The following is a 20,598-nucleotide window of genomic DNA, read 5'->3' on the forward strand; positions in this document are numbered from 1 at the left end:
CTTTAGTTATTTTTTCTTTTCCTCAGGAAGTAATTTAAATTCTGAAACTACAAAACGGTTGTTTTTTATTTCACCAACAACTGCTGCTTTTCTAATGGCAGCGCAAAAACCATCGCTAGCATGTGCATCACCATGAGAATCGATAGAAGTTCCGTCTACAAAATAACTTTTCCCATCAATACGAACAGCTAACTCGCAACCGTGTCCTTCCATTCCAAATTGACATTGTCCGCAAGCGGCATCTACAATTTGGGTTTTTGACTTTTCTTTTTTATCTTGAGCATTAGCTGAGACGGCTAAAAACACAAATAGTATTGCTATTATATTTTTCATTTTTTTTAAGAATTTACTTTCACTAAGATAGCTGCTTTTTTGGCACGTTCAACAATTTCCTCAATCGGCGTTTTTAAAGTGTCATTGATTAGTGCTACGCCCATTCTTCGATACGGTCTTGAGGTTGGTTTACCAAAAATCCTGAAATCAGTTTTTGGTAAAGCTGCAATTTTTTCGATGCCGGAGTACGTTGGGTTTGTTGAATTTTCCGAAGCTAAAATTACGGCACTAGCCCCTGCTTTTTCAAGAGTAATTTCGAAAATAGGCAGACTTAAAATAGCTCTTAAATGCAATTCGAATTCATTAAAATTTTGTGTTCCTGCCAAAGTTACCATGCCAGTATCATGAGGTCTTGGAGATAATTCCGAGAAATAAACGCCGTCATCAGCCAAGAAAAATTCCACTCCAAAAAGTCCTGCGCCGCCTAAAGCTTCGGTTACTTTTTCGGACATATCTTGCGCTTCGTATAAATCCTTGTCGGAAATTCTGGCAGGTTGCCAACTTTCTTGATAATCACCTCGTTCTTGACGGTGACCTATTGGCGCGCAAAATAAAGTTGGATTATTATTTTGTACCACTGTTAATAAAGTGATCTCCGAATTAAATTTTACAAATGCTTCTACGATAACTTCCACCACATCGCCACGCGAACCTTCAACGGCATACTTCCATGCTTTTTCGATATCAGCTTCGGTTTTTATGGTCGATTGTCCTTTTCCAGAAGAAGACATTAGGGGCTTTACTACGCACGGCATCCCAACAGCGTCAACACCTTTTTGTAATTCCTCGGCAGTTGTGGCGTAGCGATAATTGGCAGTTTTTAACCCTAATTCTTGGGAAGCTAAATCCCGGATTGCTTTTCTGTTCATGGTAAAGTTTGCCGCTTTTGCCGATGGAACCACGGTGATTCCTTGTTTCTCGTAATCGTAGAAACGCTCGGTACGGATGGCTTCAATTTCTGGAACAATGAAGTCAGGTTTGTGTTTGGCGACAATTCGATCTAAGGCTTCTCCATCCAGCATATTGATGACTTCAAAATCATGGGCGACTTGCATAGCGGGAGCATTTTCGTAGCTGTCAACCGCAATTACGGTTTGTCCGATGCGTTGGGCGGAGATTGTAAATTCTTTTCCTAATTCGCCTGAGCCGAGAAGTAGTATTTTCATATTTATTGTGTTAGGTATAGCTAGGGACAGCTCGCGAGCTGTCCGTACTGCATGAGGGATAGTAGTGGAAATCCTTTGTATTCCCGTAGCGATAGCGAAGGTAATAAAAAAGATTGCAACGGATAGCCCGACCCGCTTTTTCAGCGGGGCATGCCCCAAAAAAAAGTTTAAAGTATAAAGCGATGAAACTTTAAACCTTAAACTATTTTAAATTTTAAACGAACTTTATATTATGCAGGAACTTCGGTAAGCGAAACCGCTTCTTTGATTCGGCGTAAGGCTTCAATTAGCAATTCTTCGCTGGTTGCGTAAGAAAAACGGATGCAATCAGGGTTTCCAAATGCGTCACCAGTTACGGTTGCTACATTCGCTTGGCCTAAAAGGTACATAGAAAAATCATTTGCATCTTTAATGAAAGTTCCTTTTAATGTTTTTCCGAAGAAAGACGAAACGTCTGGGAATACATAAAAAGCGCCTTCTGGAACGTTAATTTTTACGCCTGGAATGTCTTTCAATAATCCAACCACTAAATCTCTACGGCTATGGAAAGCGTCAACCATATATTTTAAAACACTTGGATCAGCATCTAAAGCAGTAATAGTCGCACGCTGCGCAATACTGTTAGCACCACTTGTTACTTGTCCTTGAATTTTTGTACACGCTTTAGCAATGAATTCAGGAGCTCCAATATATCCAATTCTCCATCCTGTCATGGCGAACGCTTTTGCGACACCATTTACGGTAATCGTTCTTTCTAGCATTCCCGGGATTGAAGCGATGCTACAAAAAGTTCCTGAGAAATTGATGTGCTCGTAGATTTCATCAGCAACAACATAAACGTTAGGATATTTCTCCAATACTTTAGCCAAAGCTGTTAATTCTTCTCTGTTATAAACCGATCCGCTTGGATTACAAGGAGAACTGAACCACATCATTTTTGTTTTTGGAGTGATTGCCGCTTCTAATTGTTCTGGTGTGATTTTAAAATCAGTATCTACAGAAGTTGGAACTTCTACAGGAACTCCACCTGATAATTTTACGATTTCGAAATAAGAAACCCAGTAAGGCGCAGGTAAAATTACTTCATCACCGTCATTCAACATTACTTGTGCAATGTTATATAAAGATTGTTTTGCTCCTGTTGAAACTACAATTTGAGACGGTTTATATTCTAAATTATTGTCTCTTTTAAATTTTCTACAGATTGCTTCTTTTAAATCAGCATATCCTTCCACAGGAGAATAGGTGCTGTAATTTTCGTCAATCGCTTTCTTAGCCGCTTCTTTAATGAAGTCTGGTGTATTGAAATCAGGCTCGCCTAAACTTAAGCTGATAATATCTTTTCCCTGCGCTTTTAGTTCTCTGGCCAAAGCTGCCATTGCTAATGTTTGTGATGTAGCTAGGTTATTAATTCTGTCTGAAAGTGGATTCATTTTTATTGGTGGTTGTAGTTTAATATTGTGTTGATACGTGTTGCGATTATGTAAGTTCTGGTTTCATTCCCAATTCTTTCAAATGTTTGAAATGAGCGATCACAGCACCTCGCATTGTTTTATATTCGTAATAAGGCAAGTTGCATTCCTGAGCAGTTTCTTTTACGATTTTTGCAATTTTGCCGTAATGAACATGACTGATATTTGGAAAGATATGGTGCTCTATTTGGTGGTTTAATCCTCCGGTATACCAGTTTACAATTTTATTTTTTGGAGCAAAATTGGTTGTGGTAAACAATTGATGAATGGCCCAAGTATTATCCATTTCGCCTAATTCATTTGGAGACGGATTAGTGGTTTCATCCACAACGTGTGCCAATTGGAAAACAACACTTAGAATTAATCCTGCCGTATAATGCATTACAAAAAAACCTATAAGTACTTTCCACCAAGTGATTCCTAAAATAATAGGCAATACAATCCAAATAGAAACGTAAATTACTTTTGTGATTATTAAAGTAGTCCAAAGTATTTTTGGGTTCTTGGCTTCTCCGTATGATAATTTTCTTTTTAGATAACTTCTCATTTGTTTAAAATCAGTCGTTATGGCCCAATTGAAAGTTAGTAATCCATATAAAAAAACGGAATAATATTGTTGAAAACGGTGAAAATTATACCATTTTGCATCTTTTGTAAAACGAATTACACGTCCAGCATCTAAATCTTCATCATGACCGGGAATGTTGGTATAGGTATGATGCAAGACGTTGTGTTGTACTTGCCAGTTGTAAACATTTCCAGCAAGAACATAGATCGTTCCTCCCATGAATTTGTTTACCCAATTTTTATTGGAGTACGAACCGTGATTTCCATCATGCATAACATTCATTCCTACTCCGGCCATTCCAATTCCCATAACAATCGTTAAAAGAAGGTGTGCCCAAAATGGCATGCCGAGTGTTAGAATTAAAAAATAAGGCGCAAGAAAAACGGTAATCAAAATTACGGTTTTCAAATAAAGGCTCCAATTCCCAGTTTTTTGGATATTGTTTTCTTTGAAGTAATTGTTTACCCGCGAGTTAAGCGTTCTAAAAAATTTTAGATTGTCTTGCTTTGCAAATGTAGGTGCCGTTTTGATCATATGATTTAATAAAGTTCAAAGGTAATTATTATAAATTTTTGGATATGCAAAATTGGGATAAATATTTTAACTCTAAAGTATTACTTTTGTTAAAAAATTAGAACATGGACGAGATTCTTAAGTATTTTCCTAATTTGACTGATATTCAGAAAGATCAGTTTCAAAAATTGGATTTTCTATACCACGATTGGAACGAAAAAATAAATGTTATTTCCAGAAAAGATATTGATGCTTTATATACCAAACATATATTACATTCTTTGGGAATTGCCAAAATCATAAAATTTGAACCGGGAACTTATGTTCTGGATGTGGGAACCGGCGGCGGATTTCCCGGTATTCCTTTGGCTATTCTTTTTCCTGAAACGCGTTTTTTTCTGATTGATATTATTGCCAAAAAAATCAAGGTGGTTCAAGCTGTTGCCGAAGCATTGGAACTGAAAAACGTAAAAGCAGAACAATTACGTGCTGAATTAGTGAAAGGTGATTTCGATTTTATCGTGAGTCGCGCCGTTACTAATATGCCAGATTTTGTTTCTTGGGTGAAAACCAAAATTAAAAAACAAAACAAACACGAATTAAAAAACGGAATTCTCTATCTAAAAGGAGGCGATTTAACCGAAGAATTGAAGGATTTTCCAAAAGCTACAGAATACAATTTAGCTGACTTTTTCGAAGATGAGTTTTTTGAAACTAAGAAAGTGGTGCATGTACCGTTGAAGTTTCAATCATAGTCATAAGGTCGAAAGTCATAAGGTCGAAAGACAGAAGTGTTTATGAAAAAATGTAAAAAGAAAGCCGAATCTAAAATTTAGATTCGGCTTTTTATGTATTTGTTAAAGTTCTTTAAGACTTACGACTTTCAAACTTTAGGACTGATTTACTCTCCTAAAAATGCGTATCTGTAATCTTCTGGAGTAATAAAAGTTTCTTTAATCGTTCTTGGCGAAGCCCAACGCAATAAGTTCAATGCTGAACCTGCCTTGTCATTCGTTCCTGATGCTCTTGCGCCACCAAAAGGCTGCATTCCTACAACGGCTCCTGTTGGCTTGTCGTTGATATAGAAGTTACCGGCAGCATTTTGCAATTTGGTAGTTGCTTGCTCAATAGCATAACGGTCTTGACTGAAAACCGCACCTGTCAAAGCATATTCTGAAGTCGTATCAACTAACTCTAAAGTTTCTTCCCATTTGTCGTCTTCGTAAACGAAAATCGTCATTACAGGTCCAAACAATTCGGTTTCCATTGTTGAGTAATGAGCATTTGTCGTAACAATAATAGTTGGTTCAATAAAATACCCCACAGATTTATCATAATTTCCTCCAACTATAATTTCAGCATCCGCATCTTTTTTGGCTTGGTCAATAAAACCAGCTAATTTGTCGAATGAACCTTCGTGAATTACCGCAGTAATAAAGTTACCGAAATCTTCAGGAGAACCCATTTTCATGGATTTTGTATCGGTGATTAGTTGTTCTTTTATCGCTGGCCACAAACTTCTAGGAACATACGATCTTGAAGCGGCAGAACATTTTTGACCTTGAAATTCAAAAGCACCGCGAACAATTCCTGTCGCCACTTGTTTTGGATTCGAACTTGGATGCGCGATGATGAAATCTTTCCCTCCAGTTTCTCCAACAATTCTAGGATATGTTTTGTAATGGTGAATATTAGTCCCAATTTTTGCCCAAATATCTTTGAACACATGAGTTGAACCTGTAAAGTGAATTCCTGCGAAATCACGACTGGCCAAAACAGTGTCAGTAATCATCAAAGCATCTCCAAAAACAACGTTTATAACGCCATCAGGAACACCAGCTTCTTTAAATACTTCAATAATGATTTGTGCAGAGAAAACTTGGCTGTCGCTTGGTTTCCAGATCACAACATTACCCATCATTGCAGCACTTGCGGGAAGATTTCCGGCAATAGCAGTAAAGTTGAATGGAGTAATCGCATATACAAAACCTTCAAGAGGTCTGTATTCTAAGCGGTTCCACATATCTGAATTTGAACTAGGCTGATCACCGTAAATTTGCGTCATGAATTCTACGTTGAAACGTAAAAAGTCAATAAATTCACAAGAAGCATCAATCTCTGCTTGATGTATGTTTTTTGATTGCGCAATCATTGTTGCGGCATTTATTCTTGCTCTATAAGGACCTGCAATAAGTTCAGCCGCTTTCAGGAAGATAGCTGCTCTTTGTTCCCAAGCCATATTTGCCCATGCTGTTTTAGCTTCTAATGCGTTTGCAATTGCTTGCTCAACATGTGCTTTTTCGGCTAAATGATAGGTTCCTACCACGTGTTTGTGATCGTGAGGAGCGGTCATGTTTTTTGTATTTCCAGTTCTAATTTCTTCGCTTCCAATATATAATGGCACATCGATTTTAGAATTCCACATTTTTGTGTAAGCTGCCTGAACGGCAGCTTTTTCTGGTGAATTTGGTGCGTATCCTTTTACTGGTTCGTTTACCGCTTTTGGTACATGAAAAAATCCTTTTAACATATTTGTAAAATTATAAAATTAGAAATCTTGTAGTGTGTTTTTAAATAATGCACAAAAGTACGAAGGATTGTTCGAAAAAAAGTCATTTTTTGCTGTAAACTAAAAGTGATGCGTTTAGATCGTAGCGTTTTAGCCCAGATAGAAATGGAAAGCTTTTTGTAGTCTCGTTATATTTTTTCTTGTGAAATAAGAGCGACTTTAGAAGCTCCTTATTTAACTTAGAAAAAAATAAAGGAGGATACAAAAACTTGAAATTAAGAGCTGGATGAGCTACTTAAAAAATGAAGATAAATGCTAATTCAAGGCAAAAGGCGCACACAATCTAAAAGTAGGAACTATTACTTTGAATTTTTTTGTGGAAGTAAAATTGATCATGTTAAAATAGCCTTTCATTGCGCCATAAGGAGACGATAATAAACAACCAGAGCTGTACGTATGAAATTCGCCTGGTTTTAAAACAGGTTTTTTACCAATTATTCCTTCGCCATCTACGATTTCTATGTCATTTAGGGAGTCAAAAATTTCCCAATGACGAGAAATTAATTGAACAGAGTCTTTACTGTGGTTCTCAATTGTTATTTCATAACTAAAGGCAAAGTGAAGCTTATAGTTTTTGAAGTAGGTACCTTCAAAACTAGTCAATACTGATATTTTTATGCCTCTTGTTATTTGAGAAACCATACTAAATAGATAATTTAGGTGCTTAATACTGACAAATTTACAAAAAATTGATTTCGTTTCCCTATTTTTAGAATTTTTTTTAGTTGATAATATTTAATGAGTTGGCAATTCCTTTCCCAATTACTCTATCATAGCGATCCTTGTTTTCGCGGTAATAAACGATTACGGAATATTCATTCTCTGTTTGATAGAAATTTCCGTCAATTGTATTTTCATGGTCAATAATTGCTTTGCTGTCAGCAACGGTATATTGGAAATTTGTGAATCCTTGTTTGATCAATAGGGCTTTTTCATAGATTCCTTTTTTAGGATTGTAATCCATTTTATATTCGGGGATCAAATTGTAATTATTGAACATTCCGGTGATGTAAATGTCTTTATTAATTCTGAAAGTCGGTACCGAAAGACTAAAATATACCCAGGCATAATCAGCTTCAATTTCGTTATTCTGCGCATTGATGTTCTTAACTACAAAATTCCCGTTGATGTCTTCTGTTACCGAATATGGGAAATTAGCTCGGGCATTATTGGTATATAAATACGAACTGTAGATTTCATTATCTGCATTTACTCTAGCGACATTGTTATTTGCGGCTCTGATATCTTTATTTTCAAAATATAAAAACTCATTTCCTGCCCAAAATTGGGTTTGAGTATCATATTTATAAACTAAATCATTCCCGATGGTATATTGGGGAGAAATGTTTTTAATAGCATTATTGAATTGTCCATTTTGCATCAACATCACTTTTACATTTTTTAATGGGTTTTGAAATGTAAGGGTATTCGATTTTATTGTAAATTCTAAGTTGTGTTTGAAATTTAAATTACTGACGGTGCGTGCTCTTTTTACTTGAATAGGCACGGTAGCTAAATCTTCATAGAGAATGAATTTTCTGGAAAAAACGACTTCTTTATCTTCATTTAAAATTTTTAGAATGTAATTTCCGCTTATAAGTAATTGTGTAAATTGATTTGGAATTGACAGTCTGTAGTGCGAATAAATTTGCAAGGTATTGAAAGAATTCGTGTAATCTGAAATTCTTTGATTGTCAAAACCTTTTAAGTACTCACTTTTTGGTATTTCCGAAGCTGTCCAATTGTAGTCACAATGCGTGATTTCGTAATAGTAGTTTGCCTCGTTGCCAAATAAGTCATCAAATTGCAGTTGAAATCCTTCTCCTAATTTTAGTATCGGGATTACATTTTGGTTGTTTTGAGAAAAAGAAATGGTTTTAATATTATACGGTGGTGCTACTTCATTTTCTGCTTGTGAAAAAGCACAATAATAGAAAAACAGCAGGAATAGCGAAAATATTTTGGGAAAGATTTTTGTCATCTTTTGTATTGCTTGGACAATGTAAATATAGTAATTAGAATTCATTTTAATCAGCGTTGTTTTTATGTTAAAAGCTAAAATATATTTGTGCGTAATTTCTGTTAAATATTTCGTAATAATTGCGTGGAAATTAAATTTATCTTTTTAGATTTGACTAAAAATAAACCAAACATTATGAAACACCTTAGTAAGTTAGCTTTCGGGCTATTGCTATTTCCAGCTGTGATTTTTGCACAGGAAATTGATTATTCAAAAGCCATTCCTTTTGATTCCAGTGTTAAAACAGGAAAACTTAAAAATGGACTTACTTATTACATCAAGAAAAATGCCAAACCAGAGAACAAAGTCGATTTGAGACTTGTTATCAATGCAGGTTCTATCCTTGAGAATGATGATCAGCAAGGACTGGCTCACTTTATGGAGCACATGAGTTTTAATGGAACGAAACGTTTTCCAAAAAACAAATTGGTTGATTATCTACAAAGTATTGGTGTGAAATTCGGGCAACATTTGAATGCTTACACGAGTTTTGACGAAACAGTTTATTTTCTTCCAATACCTTCAGATAGTCCGGAAAAATTAGAGAATGGTTTTAATATCATTGAAGATTGGGCTTTTAATGCCAACTTGACTCCAGAAGAAATTGATAAAGAAAGAGGGGTTGTACTTGAAGAATACCGTTTGGGTTTAGGTGCTCAAAAAAGAATGATGGGTCGTTATTTGCCAAAAATGATGTACAAATCTCACTATGCAGATCGTTTGCCAATTGGTAAAAAAGAAATTTTGCAAAATTTTAAATATGAGAAACTTGTAAGTTTCTATAAAGATTGGTATCGCCCGGATTTAATGAGTGTTATCGTTGTTGGAGACATTGATGTAGCTGAAATGGAGAAAAAAGTTGTTGCTCACTTTTCGAACTATCAAAATCCTAAAAATGAAAAACCAAGAAAAATTTTTGAGGTGCCAAATCACAAAGAAACTTTCGTAGCAATTGAAAGTGATAAAGAAGCAACAAGCGCACAAGTGCAATTGGTGTATAAGGATTATGGTATGCCAAAATCCGTTGTTACCATTAAAGATTTTAAAGATTATGTAGTTGAAGGATTATTTACCACCATGTTGAATTCAAGGTTGGGTGAGTTGGCTAATTCAGCCACACCGCCGTTTACCTATGGATATTCCTATCATGGTGCGACTTGGGCCAGAAACAAAAAAGCGTATCAGTCAGTAGCAATGTCCCAAGAAGATAAGCAATTAGATGCTTTGAAGGTTTTGGTTACTGAGAATGAAAGAGCTAAGAAATTTGGTTTTACGCAAGGAGAATTAGATCGATCAAAAGCTGAATTTTTAGCTACTATCGAAAAATCATATAATGATAGAAATAAAACTAATTCAGAAAGTTTTGTTGGTGAATACCAAGCTAATTTCTTAGAAAAGGAACCGACTCCAGGAATTGAATGGACATTTGCTACAATGAAACAAATTTTGCCTACAATTGAGTTGAAAGATGTAAATGGTTTTATAAAAGAATACATCAAAGATGATAACCGCGTTATTGTTCTAACTGGACCAGAAAAAGCAGGTCTTAAAAAACCTTTAGAGCAAGACGTTTTGAATGCATTACAAGTGAATGTTGACCAAATTAAACCTTATGAAGATGTAGCTGTGGCAAAGGGCCTTTTGAGAGCAGACATTGTTTCAGGAACTATCATTAAAAGAGAAAGTAATGATATTATGGGTACAAAAACGTTGTTTCTTTCTAACGGAGCTAAAGTTACTTATAAAAATACCGACTTTAAAAATGATGAGATTCTTTTTGAAGCGGTAAGTTTAGGTGGAAGCAATTTGTATTCTAATGAGGTGATGAAAAAAGTTCAGTTTGCCAACGGAGCTTTAACGGAAGCTGGTTTCTCCGGTTTGAAATTGAATGATATCAATAAATTTATGACAGGTAAAATCGCCAGTGTAAATCCTTATATCGGAAATACAACTGAAGGTTTGAGAGGGAAAACTACTCCTAAGGATTTAGAGTATTTGTTCCAAATGACTCATGCTTATTTTACAGATTTAAATTTAGATGCAACTGCTTTTGAAGGATACAAGCAAAAACAATCTGCTTTTTTCAAAAATATGGCATCACAACCAGGATTCTTTTTTCAACAAGAATTTTACGGTTATTTGAACAAGGAAAATCCAAGATTTAATGGTTTGATTCCAAATGAAAAAACTTGGGGAGAAACGGATTATACTTTGGCATACAACAAATACAAAGAGCGTTTTGCAAATGCTGGAGATTTTGAATTTTACTTCGTTGGAAATGTAGATGACAAAACTATGGAGTCATATGCTACTAAATATTTAGCTTCTTTGCCTTCTACAGATAAAAAAGATAAAGTGACCGATTTAGGCTACAGAATGCTTAAAGGTGATTTGAAAAAAGTAGTAAATAAAGGAACAGATCCAAAAAGTTCTGTAACAATCATGTACTATGGTGACGCTGTTTATTCTGATAAAGAAGCTGCAACGATGGAAGCTTTAGGAGAGGTTTTGACTATAAAATTGATCGAAGAGTTAAGAGAAAATGAAAGTGGAGTTTACGGAATCAGCGCAAGAGGAAGTATGAATAAAGTGCCAAATGGTTCATATAATTTTAGTATAGGTTTCCCATGTGGACCAGAAAATACGGAGAAATTAACTGCTTCTGCATTAAAAGAATTGCAAAAAATAATTGACAACGGACCTGAAGCAAAAGATGTTGTTAAATTTAAAGAAGCGGAATTACTTGACTACAAAAAGAATATCAAAGACAACAGATATTGGTTAAGCAATTTTACGAAGTCATTTGTAAATGGAACGAATCCAGCTGAGCTTCTTCAAACGGAAGAAAAAATCAGTGAAATAACGGCAAAAGACATTCAGAATGTTGCCAAAAAATATCTGACAAAAGATAAAGTAATTGGAATGTTGATGCCTGAGAAAAGCTAATGACCTTTATTATTTAATACTAAAAAGCCCGCTAAATATTTTTTTAGCGGGCTTTATTATTTACTGTCTGAACTTATTTATTTAAAACAAACAGGAATAATTTCCCCTTTTGCCAAACAATATTTTTCTACTAATTCAGGTGCTATTTTATTAGTGTAATCTTCTTCAACGACTTTGAAACCGATACTCCTTAATTTGTCAAAATAATCTCGTCCATAGATACGAACGTGATCGTATTGCCCAAAGATTTTTGCGCGTTCTTTTTGGTCGGTGATACTGTCGTCAGCAAAAGTGGTGGCTCTGGATAAATCCTGTGGAATTTGTAAAATCGCCATTCCGCCGGGTTTCAATACGCGATATAATTCCTGCATTGCTTTCGTATCATCTGGTATGTGTTCCAAAACGTGATTGCAAAGTATCACATCATATTGATTGTCTTCAAATGGTAAATCACAAATATCCGCTTTTACATCTGCCAAAGGAGAGAATAAATCGGTTGTGGTATAATCAAGATTCTTTTGATTTCGAAACAATTTATAAAAAGCTTGTTCGGGTGCAAAATGCAACACTTTCTTTTTTGCTACAGAAGTAAAAAAATCAGTTTTTTCATTTAAATATAGCCAAAGCAAACGGTGTCTTTCCAATGAAAGTGTACTTGGCGAAAGCACGTTGTTTCTTTGGGTTCCATAACCATAAGGCAAGAACATTTTAAAACTTTTTCCGTCAATAGGATCAGTAAATTTAGTTCCTTTTAATGCAAAGGCAAGAACGGGACGCGCTACATAACTTAATCGTATTAATAGTGGGCGAGGTATGGTATTGAGTATTAATTTGAAAAGGTTTTTCACGGATAAGTAGTATATTTAAACACGAATTTCACGAATTTTCACAAATAGATCAGATGCGAAAAATATGGATTTCATTAATTTTATATTGTTATTAAAGAATTATTCTTCGATATTTGAGACTGTCTTCCCCAAAATTAACTAATATCGCTAGTTTGTTTTGTGAAGCTGCCAGATAATTTAAAGTTTGTCTTATTTCACCACTAGTTAAACTTTGAATTGCTTTTAATTCTAAAATAATTTCATCAAAAACAACGAAATCTGCAAAATAATAACTTGGTAATATGGTGTCTTTATATGCTATATTATATTTAGATTCCCTGTTATAAGGAATTTCATTTTTCTGTAATTCATATTCTAAAGCATCTCCATAAACAATCTCACTATGTCCTTTTCCAAGAATTTTATGAACTTCCATGCAAAGTCCAATAATCTTGTAAGCTTCTTCTTTTAAATAAAGATCGTCCATGTGTTTGAATTCTTAAGTTTGTTTATTTACTATGGCACTTTTAAAATATAATTTGTGAAAATTTGTGAAATTCGTGTTATATTTTAAGAGGCTCTCTTCTAAATTCATCCTCTTCATTACTCACAATTCCTAATGCTTTATACACATAAGCAAACGTCGATAGAATTTCTGGTTTCCCGTCGATAATAGCTACATCGTGTTCGAAATGGGCACTTGGTTTTCCATCGGCAGTAAGGATTGTCCAACCGTCTTTGAGTTGTTTGATGTTTCTGGTTCCCATATTAATCATAGGCTCAATTGCCACAACCATTCCTTCAACAAAAAGCTTTCCTCTTCCTTTTTTACCATAGTTAGGCATTTCTGGATCTTCATGCATTTTTTGTCCTAACCCATGACCTACCAGTTCACGAACGACACCATAGCCATGTGCTTCCGTATATCGTTGAATAGCATTTCCTACATCTTCTACGCGGTTTCCTAATTTCAATTCTCGGATTCCTACGTATAATGATTCTTTGGTTATTTGTAATAATTTTTTAGTTTCGGGAGCTACTTCGCCAATCTCAAAAGAATAAGCGTGATCTCCATGGTATCCATTTTTGTAGGCACCACAATCTACCGAGATCACATCACCACTTTCTAATGGTTTATTGTTTGGAATTCCGTGCACTACTTGAGCGTTCGGACTCATGCAAAGTGAGTTTGGGAAACCATATAATCCAAGAAAACTTGGTTCAGCTCCGTGGTCACGAATGAATTCTTCAGCTAATTTGTCAAGATATAAAGTGGTAACTCCTTCTTTTATTTCAGAAGCAATCATTCCTAATGTTTTTGATACTATTAAGGCACTTTCGCGCATTAATTCTATTTCTTCACGTGATTTTACAATGATCATATTACTTGTTTTTCAGTTTGCAAAAGTACGATTTTATAAATTATTTAATCCGGATTGGCCATAATTTTAAAAAGCTCTGAATTTGAGACGTAAAATCGATTCTCCAAAGCAATTTGGGAAAGCTGAGCGCTGACTAAATTATTTTCTCTAGTGTTGATTAAAAAAAGGGAGCTCTCGCCAAAAGAGAATAAGCGTTCTTCAGAATTAAGCATCGTGAGATTGTCTTGGACCAACCCTTTAATGATTTCCTTTTGTTTTAACAACGATTCAATCTCCAGTTTCTGGGCATTAATTTTATTGGTCAATTGCACTTTTTCTAAGTCCAATGTAAATTCGGTTTCCTGAACTTTGTATTTCGCCAGTTTTAAACTTCCTCGCTCTTTTCGCAGAAATAAAGGGAAATAAAAATCTAACCCTATTTTGTAATTCTGAAATTGATAATTATCGATGTAACTGGGTTCCGATAAATAGGAGTAGCCAACGTCAATTTTTGGTAAAAGCATATTAGCTTTCAATTTCTTTTCCACATTCAATATGTCTATTTTACTCTGCAATGCATTTATTTTTGGATGATTGGTGATGGAGAAATCGGCGTTCAACAAATCATTTGTTTTTAAACTTTCCTGAATCGTGAATTCTAACTGTTTTTCGGGAATGAGTTCGTCTGATAATTCAAGTGGAATGTTATTTCCCAACCAAAGGAAATTAGCGAGTTCTAATTTGGCTTTAGCCAATTTAAGCGTAGAATCTTCTAAACTCAACATTCGGTTTTTCACATTTATTCCGGCTTCAATACTATCAATTGCAGGTTTGTCACCTTGTACGACTAAAGTTTTAGTTCCTTTGAAACGTTTTTGCGCATTTTTATTATATTCTTCATACAGCTTTACTTCGTTGAAGTTTTTTTTCCAATTAAAATAAGCAAGTGAAGCATCATACAGAACAGCTATTGCCTGCAATTTTCTTTCGGATTGGCTCAATTGCATTTGCATTTTCGCTTTACGAACATCTGCCATTCTCTGATTAATAAATAACCCCTGTCCAAGCGGAATCGTTACTCCTAGCGATGTTAATCCTTTATTGGGAACCGTATTTTCAGGATTCAGATAAATTCCTTCATTGTTGTCAAACCCTGCTTTAATCTCAATTCCATACCAAGTTGGGATTTTGAAACTGCTGTTTAAAATCGAATAATATTCTTTGTCTTTGAATTGTTTTTTACTAAAATCTACCGCGATTTTTGGGTCAAATCCACCTCGTGCCATCATCAAGTTTGCCTGTGCCTTATTGATTTCTAAGTTGGCATTTTTAACGAGCGGGTGAAATTTTTTTACATAGCCCAGAAACTCGGTATAGGTCAGTTCTTTGGAACCAAAATCTTGTCCAAAAGCGGTAAAACCAAATAATAGAAAGGCGAAAAGGAGTTGCTTCATTATTTCTTTTCTTTTATTGTTTTTGTTCCAGTTTTGTAATAATTGGGAGGAAATCCGTTCAGTGTTCTCCATATTTCAAACCATATTGGCACATTGTGTAATAGAGCAATAGTTTGCGCTCCGGAGCCTATGCTTAATTGCTTAGGCCATTTTGCTTCGGAAGAATCAGGAGCAATTAAGACTCTGTATTTGCCATTTTCACTGATAAAATTTTCTATCGCTACAACTTTACCTCCAAAAGTTCCATAAGACATATCCGGCCATCCTGAAAAAACGATCGTAGGCCATCCGTCAAACCAAACACGTACTTTTTCGCCTTTACTTATTAAAGGCAAGTCAATTGGATTTACAAATGTTTCTACTGCAATATCATAATCCGATGGCATAATTGTGGCTATTGGTGTTCCTTCCTTAATCGTTTCTCCAATGCCGGATTGCAACGCCCTGTTAATGTAGCCACTTTGTGCGGCTTTGATATAATACATACCATTTCGAATGCTATAATTAACATATTGATTTTCTAATTTATTTACTTGAGCATCAGTATCATATTGGCTGCTCAATGCAGTAAATTTATCACTATTGGCTTTGGAGACTTTTTCTGAATATTCAGCAGTTATCCTGTTGATCTCTACTTTTGCGTTTATAAATTCATTTTTACTTATTAAAAATTTGTTTTCTTGCGTGATGATTTTTGCTTCAACTTCTTGGAGTTTTAGTCTTTTGTCTTCGGTGTCGGTTAATGGTTTTAAACCTTCTTTGTTCAATTGCAAGGACCTGTTATATTGTGTGTTTGCGATCTTTAGTTGTGTTTTAACGGCAACCAGATCCATACTGTCGCTTTTTATTTTCAAAAGAGATTGTTTAATTTTGTTTTGAGCTTGTTCCAGTTTTAGCATTTTTTCACTTTCAATAGCCTGAATTTGTGCTCCCAAGGTATTTACTTTTGAACCATACGATTGTAAAGATTGTTTCTTCGCATTCATTTGATTTTTAGTGTTTTCTACCAAATTCGGATCCATATAATCCTCTTTAATCTCCGAGATAAAAAGAATAGTATCTCCTTTCTTTACAAAATCACCTTCTTTTACATACCATTTTTCTATTCGACCAGAAATAACACTTTGAATAGATTGTGGTCTTTGGTTTGGTTTTAATGTTGTTACAGCTCCAGTTCCTGAAACATTTTGTGTCCAAGGTAAAAACAGTGCAATTACCCCAATTATTGAAACACCTGCTATAATTCTGTTTAAGATTTTATAGTGCGGTCTGTTACTTAAATTTTTTACTGTTTCATATTGAGCAAGTGACTGTAGTTTTGTTTTATTGTCGGATATGTTTAGCATGATATATCAGTTTTTGAGTCCAGTTGAATGAATCCGTTTTGCATGGTAATTCTTCGGCTACATTTGGTTTTCCAATGCGGATTTTTTGAGGAAACTATAATTGTCCATTTGTTTTTATCGGAAGTAATAAAATCAATAATTTCATTAGCTACTTTTTCATCCATACTATCAGTCGGATCTTCGTAAAAAAGTATTTTAGGTCTGTGAATAATACTTCTTGCCAGTAATATTTTTTGTGCATTAGATGAAGATAATTGCTTTCCTTCAGGAAAAAGCTTAGCATCTAAACCTTTGGGTAATGATTTGATAAAGGAACTCAGTTGAACGCCATCAATTGCCCATTTTATATCTTCGAAAGGAATTGATGAATCATTAAAAGTAATGTTTTCTAATATTGTCCCTTCAAATGGAGTTTCACTTTGGATAACGCTTCCTATTTGTGATCGGTATTGTTTTAGGTTTATTTTTCTAAACGTGTCATCATTGATGTAAAAAGAACCGGATGTGGGCTGTATTATACCAGCAAGCAACCGTATCAGTGTTGTTTTTCCGGAACCGTTGTCACCTTCAATTACTATTTTTTCTCCTTGTTCAATTTTCAGGCTGATTGTATTTAGGACCTCGTTTTCGGAATCAGGAAATTTGAATTTAATGTTTTCTGTTTCCAAAACGATATTTGTGTAGCACGTTTCGCTTTTTATATTTGAATCTTCCTCTAACTCTAAATCTGTTACTTGTCCAATTTTTTCGATAGAAGTTAGTACATCATATAAAGTTTCCAATCCAATAATGATTTTTTCAACCGAATTAATTACCAATAGAATAATGATTTCTGCAGCAACAAACTGCCCAATATTCATTTGTTGGGACAAGACTAAAAAACCGCCTATCGATAGTAAACTGGCAGTAATAATGATTTTAAAAACAATTAACTGAGTGAATTGTCTTTTAATTACATTAAAATGTTTTTCACGGTAGTTGAGATAATCGGTTACGATATGGTTGTTTTTTTCTAAAGCAAAATCATAATTAAGTTCATTTTTGAAACTGAAATTATTACGTGCCATTTCCTGCAGCCAACCGGCAACTTTATATTTGAATTTTGACTCTTTCAAACTAGTTTCCAATCCTGATTTATATGAAAACCTGAAAATGAAATAGAGGAGAAAAAGCAATAGAATACCAAATATAATGAAGTAGGGGTGGTATAATGACAACAATAGAATTCCAAAAACAATTTGAAGTAAGGCTGCCGAAAAATCGATTAATAACTTAGAGGTTCCTTTCTGAATCGTCATAGTATCAAAAAAACGATTCGCTAATTCAGGAGGATAGTTATTGTACAATTGCTCTGATTTTATTTTTGGTAAACGTGCTGCAAATTCAAAAGAGGACCGAACAAATATTTTTTGTTGTAAATTTTCTGTAATTCGCAATTGCATTAGGGATAAAATCCCTACTAAAGCTACACCAAAAACAACTAAAATAATAAGTACAATCCATGAAGCACTGACTCTCCCAGATTGAATAAAATTGATAATGGCCTGAATTCCAAGAGGAAGAGATAAACTGATTAATCCCGCAAAAATGGCATAAAAGAATATTTGAGAAACATCTTTTTTGTCTAATTCAAGTAAATTGTAAAATCGTTTTAAAGGAGTCATATTTTTTTATTTTTTAGCGTAAAACGTTTTCGATCAAATGGAGATAAAATTGTGTTGTACTTTTAGAACTATTACAATCCGTTATATTAGTAAAGTGTTCGGTCAGAAAGTGTTGATGTAAACTGCCTTCTACAATTGTCGATACCAGAGATTTAGCGTATACATAACTTGGATTTACTTCGGTTACAATATTCACAATTCTGTTGATTACTCTTTTGTAAATCAGGAAAAAACCTTCTTTGTTTTCCTGATCAACCTCTTTGGTGTGAAGCGTTTTTGTGAATTCCGCAATAATAATTTTGTTTAGAATAGCCTCATTAATGTGTTCGGTGCTGCTGTCATCGATTACTTTTTCAGTAACAATAGTGATTGCGTTTCTAAGTTTTTCTTTTGGGTCCGTAATATTTGTGGTGGCAAAAACAAGTTTGTATTCCATCCAGCTCCAATACCAAGAGGATAAATACACCAATAGTTTGTGCTTGTTTTCAAAATACCGATAAAGAGAACTTTCATTAGAACCAATTTTTTCACCAAGCTTCTTGAACGTAAAATTGTCGAACCCAATTTCATCAATCAAAAGGATACTTTGCTCAATGATTTTTTTTCCCAAGGCAGACGTTTCGGGATCTTTAACATAGATTTTTTCGTTGACTTGTATTTTTAGATTGGATAGTATTGTATTCATAATTAATCATATTTTATGCAAATATAATAGTAATACTATCAATTATGAAATTTTAACTTTTATTTATAAAAAAAAACTACTCACATGGAGTAGCTTTTTTTTATAAATTTTTGAATTTATTTTATTTAAAGTAATGAGTGACAAGTCATGACTGCTGGTTTTTCAACTCCCATTAATTCTAAAATAGTTGGAGCAATATCACCCAAAACACCATCGTGTATTTGTTTTAAATCTTTGTCGACCAAAATAATTGGAACTGGGTTTGTCGTATGGGCTGTATTAGGACTTCCGTCGGGATTAATCATGGTTTCACAGTTTCCGTGATCTGCAATTACAATAGTTGTATAATTGTGGGCTAATGCGGTTGTTATTACTTTTTCGACACATTTATCTACAGCTTCACAAGCTTTTATTGCAGCACTCATAATTCCTGTATGTCCTACCATATCGCCGTTGGCAAAATTAAGACATACAAAATCTACTTCTTCTTTCTCTAATTCAGGAACTAAAGCATCTGTCAATTCAAATGCGCTCATTTCTGGATGTAAGTCGTAAGTAGCCACTTTTGGAGAATTTTTCAAGATGCGACTTTCGCCAATAAAAGGTTGTTCTCTTCCACCAGAAAAGAAGAAAGTCACGTGAGGATATTTCTCGGTTTCGGCAATACGAATTTGTTTTTTGTGCGCTTTTTCTAAAACTTCACCAAGAGTTTCGGTAATGTTATCTTTATTATAAACAACTTTTACGTTTTTATACGTTTCGTCATAGTTGGTTAGCGTTACATAATACAAATTTAATTTGTGCATGTTCTGTTCATGGAAATCTTGCTGCGTTAGCGCTTCGGTCAGTTCTCTTCCTCTGTCAGTTCTGAAATTGAAGAATATAACGACATCATCTTCTTCTATAGTAGCTAATGGTTTGTCATTTTCATCCACCATGACCATTGGATGAATAAATTCATCGGTTACATTAACTTCATAACTTTCTTCTATTGAAGCAACGGCGTTTGTTGAATGTGTTCCAATTCCGTTTACCAATAAATCGTAGGCTAGTTTTACTCTTTCCCAGCGTTTGTCCCTATCCATAGCATAATATCGCCCAATAACAGAAGTTATTTTAACAGTTGTATTGTCAATATAATCTTGTAAATCCTGAATATAATTTTTCCCGGATTTTGGATCAACATCACGGCCGTCAGTGAAGGCGTGAACGAATACTTTCTGCAGTCCGTATTGTTGTGTTGCATCAATCAAACCTCGCAAATGTGAAGTATGCGAGTGAACACCACCATCAGAAACAAGACCTAAGAAATGTACTTTTTTATTGTTTTCTTTTGCATAAGTAAAAGCGTCGACTAATACTTGTTCTTTTGCCAAAGTATTATGCGCTACGGCAAGGTTTATCTTAGCTAAATCCTGATATACTATGCGGCCAGCACCCAAGTTCATGTGTCCTACTTCGCTGTTTCCCATTTGTCCTTCTGGCAATCCTACATTTAAGCCGTCAGTTCTAAGCTGTGCGCTTGGGAATTTTTTATAAAGACTATTTATAAATGGAATATTTGCATTATCGATTGCAGACACTTTAGGGTCAGGAGATTTCCCCCAACCGTCTAATATCATTAGAATTACTTTTTTGTTCATTATAAAAGATTTTATACAAAGATAAAGTATT

Annotated in this window: 17 protein-coding genes; 2 read left to right on the forward strand and 15 right to left on the reverse strand. The window is 34.5% G+C overall.

Features of this window, described 5'->3' with window-relative positions:
- Positions 1-6: 6 nt before the first annotated feature.
- The 4 genes from ACFX5F_RS02055 to ACFX5F_RS02070 form a co-directional block, all read right to left on the reverse strand.
- Complete coding sequence (locus tag ACFX5F_RS02055; RefSeq protein ID WP_379849430.1) at positions 7-333, reverse strand: DUF6370 family protein; 327 nt, start codon at positions 331-333, stop codon at positions 7-9.
- Positions 334-338: 5 nt separating this feature from the next.
- Positions 339-1,499 carry a formate-dependent phosphoribosylglycinamide formyltransferase gene (purT, locus tag ACFX5F_RS02060; protein ID WP_379849432.1) on the reverse strand — a complete coding sequence of 387 codons (1,161 nt, stop codon included), beginning with the start codon at positions 1,497-1,499 and terminating at the stop codon, positions 339-341.
- Between the two features lie 230 nt (positions 1,500-1,729).
- Positions 1,730-2,932 carry a pyridoxal phosphate-dependent aminotransferase gene (locus ACFX5F_RS02065; RefSeq protein ID WP_379849434.1) on the reverse strand — a complete coding sequence of 401 codons (1,203 nt, stop codon included), beginning with the start codon at positions 2,930-2,932 and terminating at the stop codon, positions 1,730-1,732.
- 46 nt (positions 2,933-2,978) lie between these two features.
- Positions 2,979-4,073, reverse strand: coding sequence for a fatty acid desaturase family protein (locus ACFX5F_RS02070; RefSeq protein ID WP_379849436.1), 1,095 nt, complete (start codon positions 4,071-4,073; stop codon positions 2,979-2,981).
- 104 nt (positions 4,074-4,177) lie between these two features.
- Here ACFX5F_RS02070 and rsmG point away from each other — a divergent pair, with 104 nt between their 5' ends.
- The gene (gene rsmG, locus ACFX5F_RS02075; RefSeq protein ID WP_379849438.1) at positions 4,178-4,807 is read left to right on the forward strand and encodes a 16S rRNA (guanine(527)-N(7))-methyltransferase RsmG; all 630 of its coding nucleotides are present in this window, start codon (positions 4,178-4,180) and stop codon (positions 4,805-4,807) included.
- A 146-nt stretch (positions 4,808-4,953) separates the two neighbouring features.
- Here the strand turns inward: rsmG and pruA are convergent, their stop codons facing one another.
- The 3 genes from pruA to ACFX5F_RS02090 all read right to left on the reverse strand — a co-directional run bounded on the left by pruA (position 4,954) and on the right by ACFX5F_RS02090 (position 8,602).
- On the reverse strand, positions 4,954-6,582 hold the full coding sequence (gene pruA, locus ACFX5F_RS02080) for an L-glutamate gamma-semialdehyde dehydrogenase (protein ID WP_379849440.1): 1,629 nt from the start codon (positions 6,580-6,582) through the stop codon (positions 4,954-4,956).
- 294 nt (positions 6,583-6,876) lie between these two features.
- Positions 6,877-7,263: a Co2+/Mg2+ efflux protein ApaG gene (gene apaG, locus ACFX5F_RS02085; RefSeq protein ID WP_379849442.1), complete on the reverse strand. Its 387-nt coding sequence runs from the start codon at positions 7,261-7,263 to the stop codon at positions 6,877-6,879.
- A gap of 79 nt (positions 7,264-7,342) precedes the next feature.
- Positions 7,343-8,602 carry a type IX secretion system plug protein gene (locus ACFX5F_RS02090; RefSeq protein WP_379849444.1) on the reverse strand — a complete coding sequence of 420 codons (1,260 nt, stop codon included), beginning with the start codon at positions 8,600-8,602 and terminating at the stop codon, positions 7,343-7,345.
- Between the two features lie 174 nt (positions 8,603-8,776).
- On the opposite strand from ACFX5F_RS02090, the gene ACFX5F_RS02095 reads away from it, so the two are divergent.
- The gene (locus tag ACFX5F_RS02095; protein ID WP_379849446.1) at positions 8,777-11,587 is read left to right on the forward strand and encodes a M16 family metallopeptidase; all 2,811 of its coding nucleotides are present in this window, start codon (positions 8,777-8,779) and stop codon (positions 11,585-11,587) included.
- A 77-nt stretch (positions 11,588-11,664) separates the two neighbouring features.
- Here ACFX5F_RS02095 and ACFX5F_RS02100 read toward each other — a convergent pair whose 3' ends face one another.
- The 8 genes from ACFX5F_RS02100 to gpmI all read right to left on the reverse strand — a co-directional run bounded on the left by ACFX5F_RS02100 (position 11,665) and on the right by gpmI (position 20,567).
- The gene (locus tag ACFX5F_RS02100) at positions 11,665-12,435 is read right to left on the reverse strand and encodes a class I SAM-dependent methyltransferase (RefSeq protein WP_379849448.1); all 771 of its coding nucleotides are present in this window, start codon (positions 12,433-12,435) and stop codon (positions 11,665-11,667) included.
- 91 nt (positions 12,436-12,526) lie between these two features.
- The gene (locus ACFX5F_RS02105; RefSeq protein ID WP_379849450.1) at positions 12,527-12,901 is read right to left on the reverse strand and encodes a GxxExxY protein; all 375 of its coding nucleotides are present in this window, start codon (positions 12,899-12,901) and stop codon (positions 12,527-12,529) included.
- 76 nt (positions 12,902-12,977) lie between these two features.
- Positions 12,978-13,796, reverse strand: coding sequence for a type I methionyl aminopeptidase (gene map / locus ACFX5F_RS02110; protein WP_379849452.1), 819 nt, complete (start codon positions 13,794-13,796; stop codon positions 12,978-12,980).
- A 44-nt stretch (positions 13,797-13,840) separates the two neighbouring features.
- Complete coding sequence (locus tag ACFX5F_RS02115) at positions 13,841-15,229, reverse strand: TolC family protein (protein WP_379849783.1); 1,389 nt, start codon at positions 15,227-15,229, stop codon at positions 13,841-13,843.
- Positions 15,229-16,575 carry an HlyD family secretion protein gene (locus ACFX5F_RS02120; protein WP_379849453.1) on the reverse strand — a complete coding sequence of 449 codons (1,347 nt, stop codon included), beginning with the start codon at positions 16,573-16,575 and terminating at the stop codon, positions 15,229-15,231. The genes ACFX5F_RS02115 and ACFX5F_RS02120 overlap by 1 nt, the downstream gene beginning before the upstream one ends.
- Positions 16,569-18,239, reverse strand: coding sequence for a peptidase domain-containing ABC transporter (locus ACFX5F_RS02125; protein ID WP_379849454.1), 1,671 nt, complete (start codon positions 18,237-18,239; stop codon positions 16,569-16,571). Before ACFX5F_RS02125 ends, ACFX5F_RS02120 begins: the two co-directional genes overlap by 7 nt.
- 13 nt (positions 18,240-18,252) lie before the next feature.
- The gene (locus tag ACFX5F_RS02130; protein ID WP_379849456.1) at positions 18,253-18,924 is read right to left on the reverse strand and encodes a TetR/AcrR family transcriptional regulator; all 672 of its coding nucleotides are present in this window, start codon (positions 18,922-18,924) and stop codon (positions 18,253-18,255) included.
- A 125-nt stretch (positions 18,925-19,049) separates the two neighbouring features.
- Positions 19,050-20,567 carry a 2,3-bisphosphoglycerate-independent phosphoglycerate mutase gene (gene gpmI, locus ACFX5F_RS02135; protein ID WP_379849458.1) on the reverse strand — a complete coding sequence of 506 codons (1,518 nt, stop codon included), beginning with the start codon at positions 20,565-20,567 and terminating at the stop codon, positions 19,050-19,052.
- Positions 20,568-20,598 lie beyond the last annotated feature (31 nt).

It is taken from the genome of Flavobacterium zhoui (assembly GCF_042787235.1).
In the GTDB taxonomy this organism is placed as follows: Bacteria; Bacteroidota; Bacteroidia; order Flavobacteriales; family Flavobacteriaceae; genus Flavobacterium; species Flavobacterium zhoui.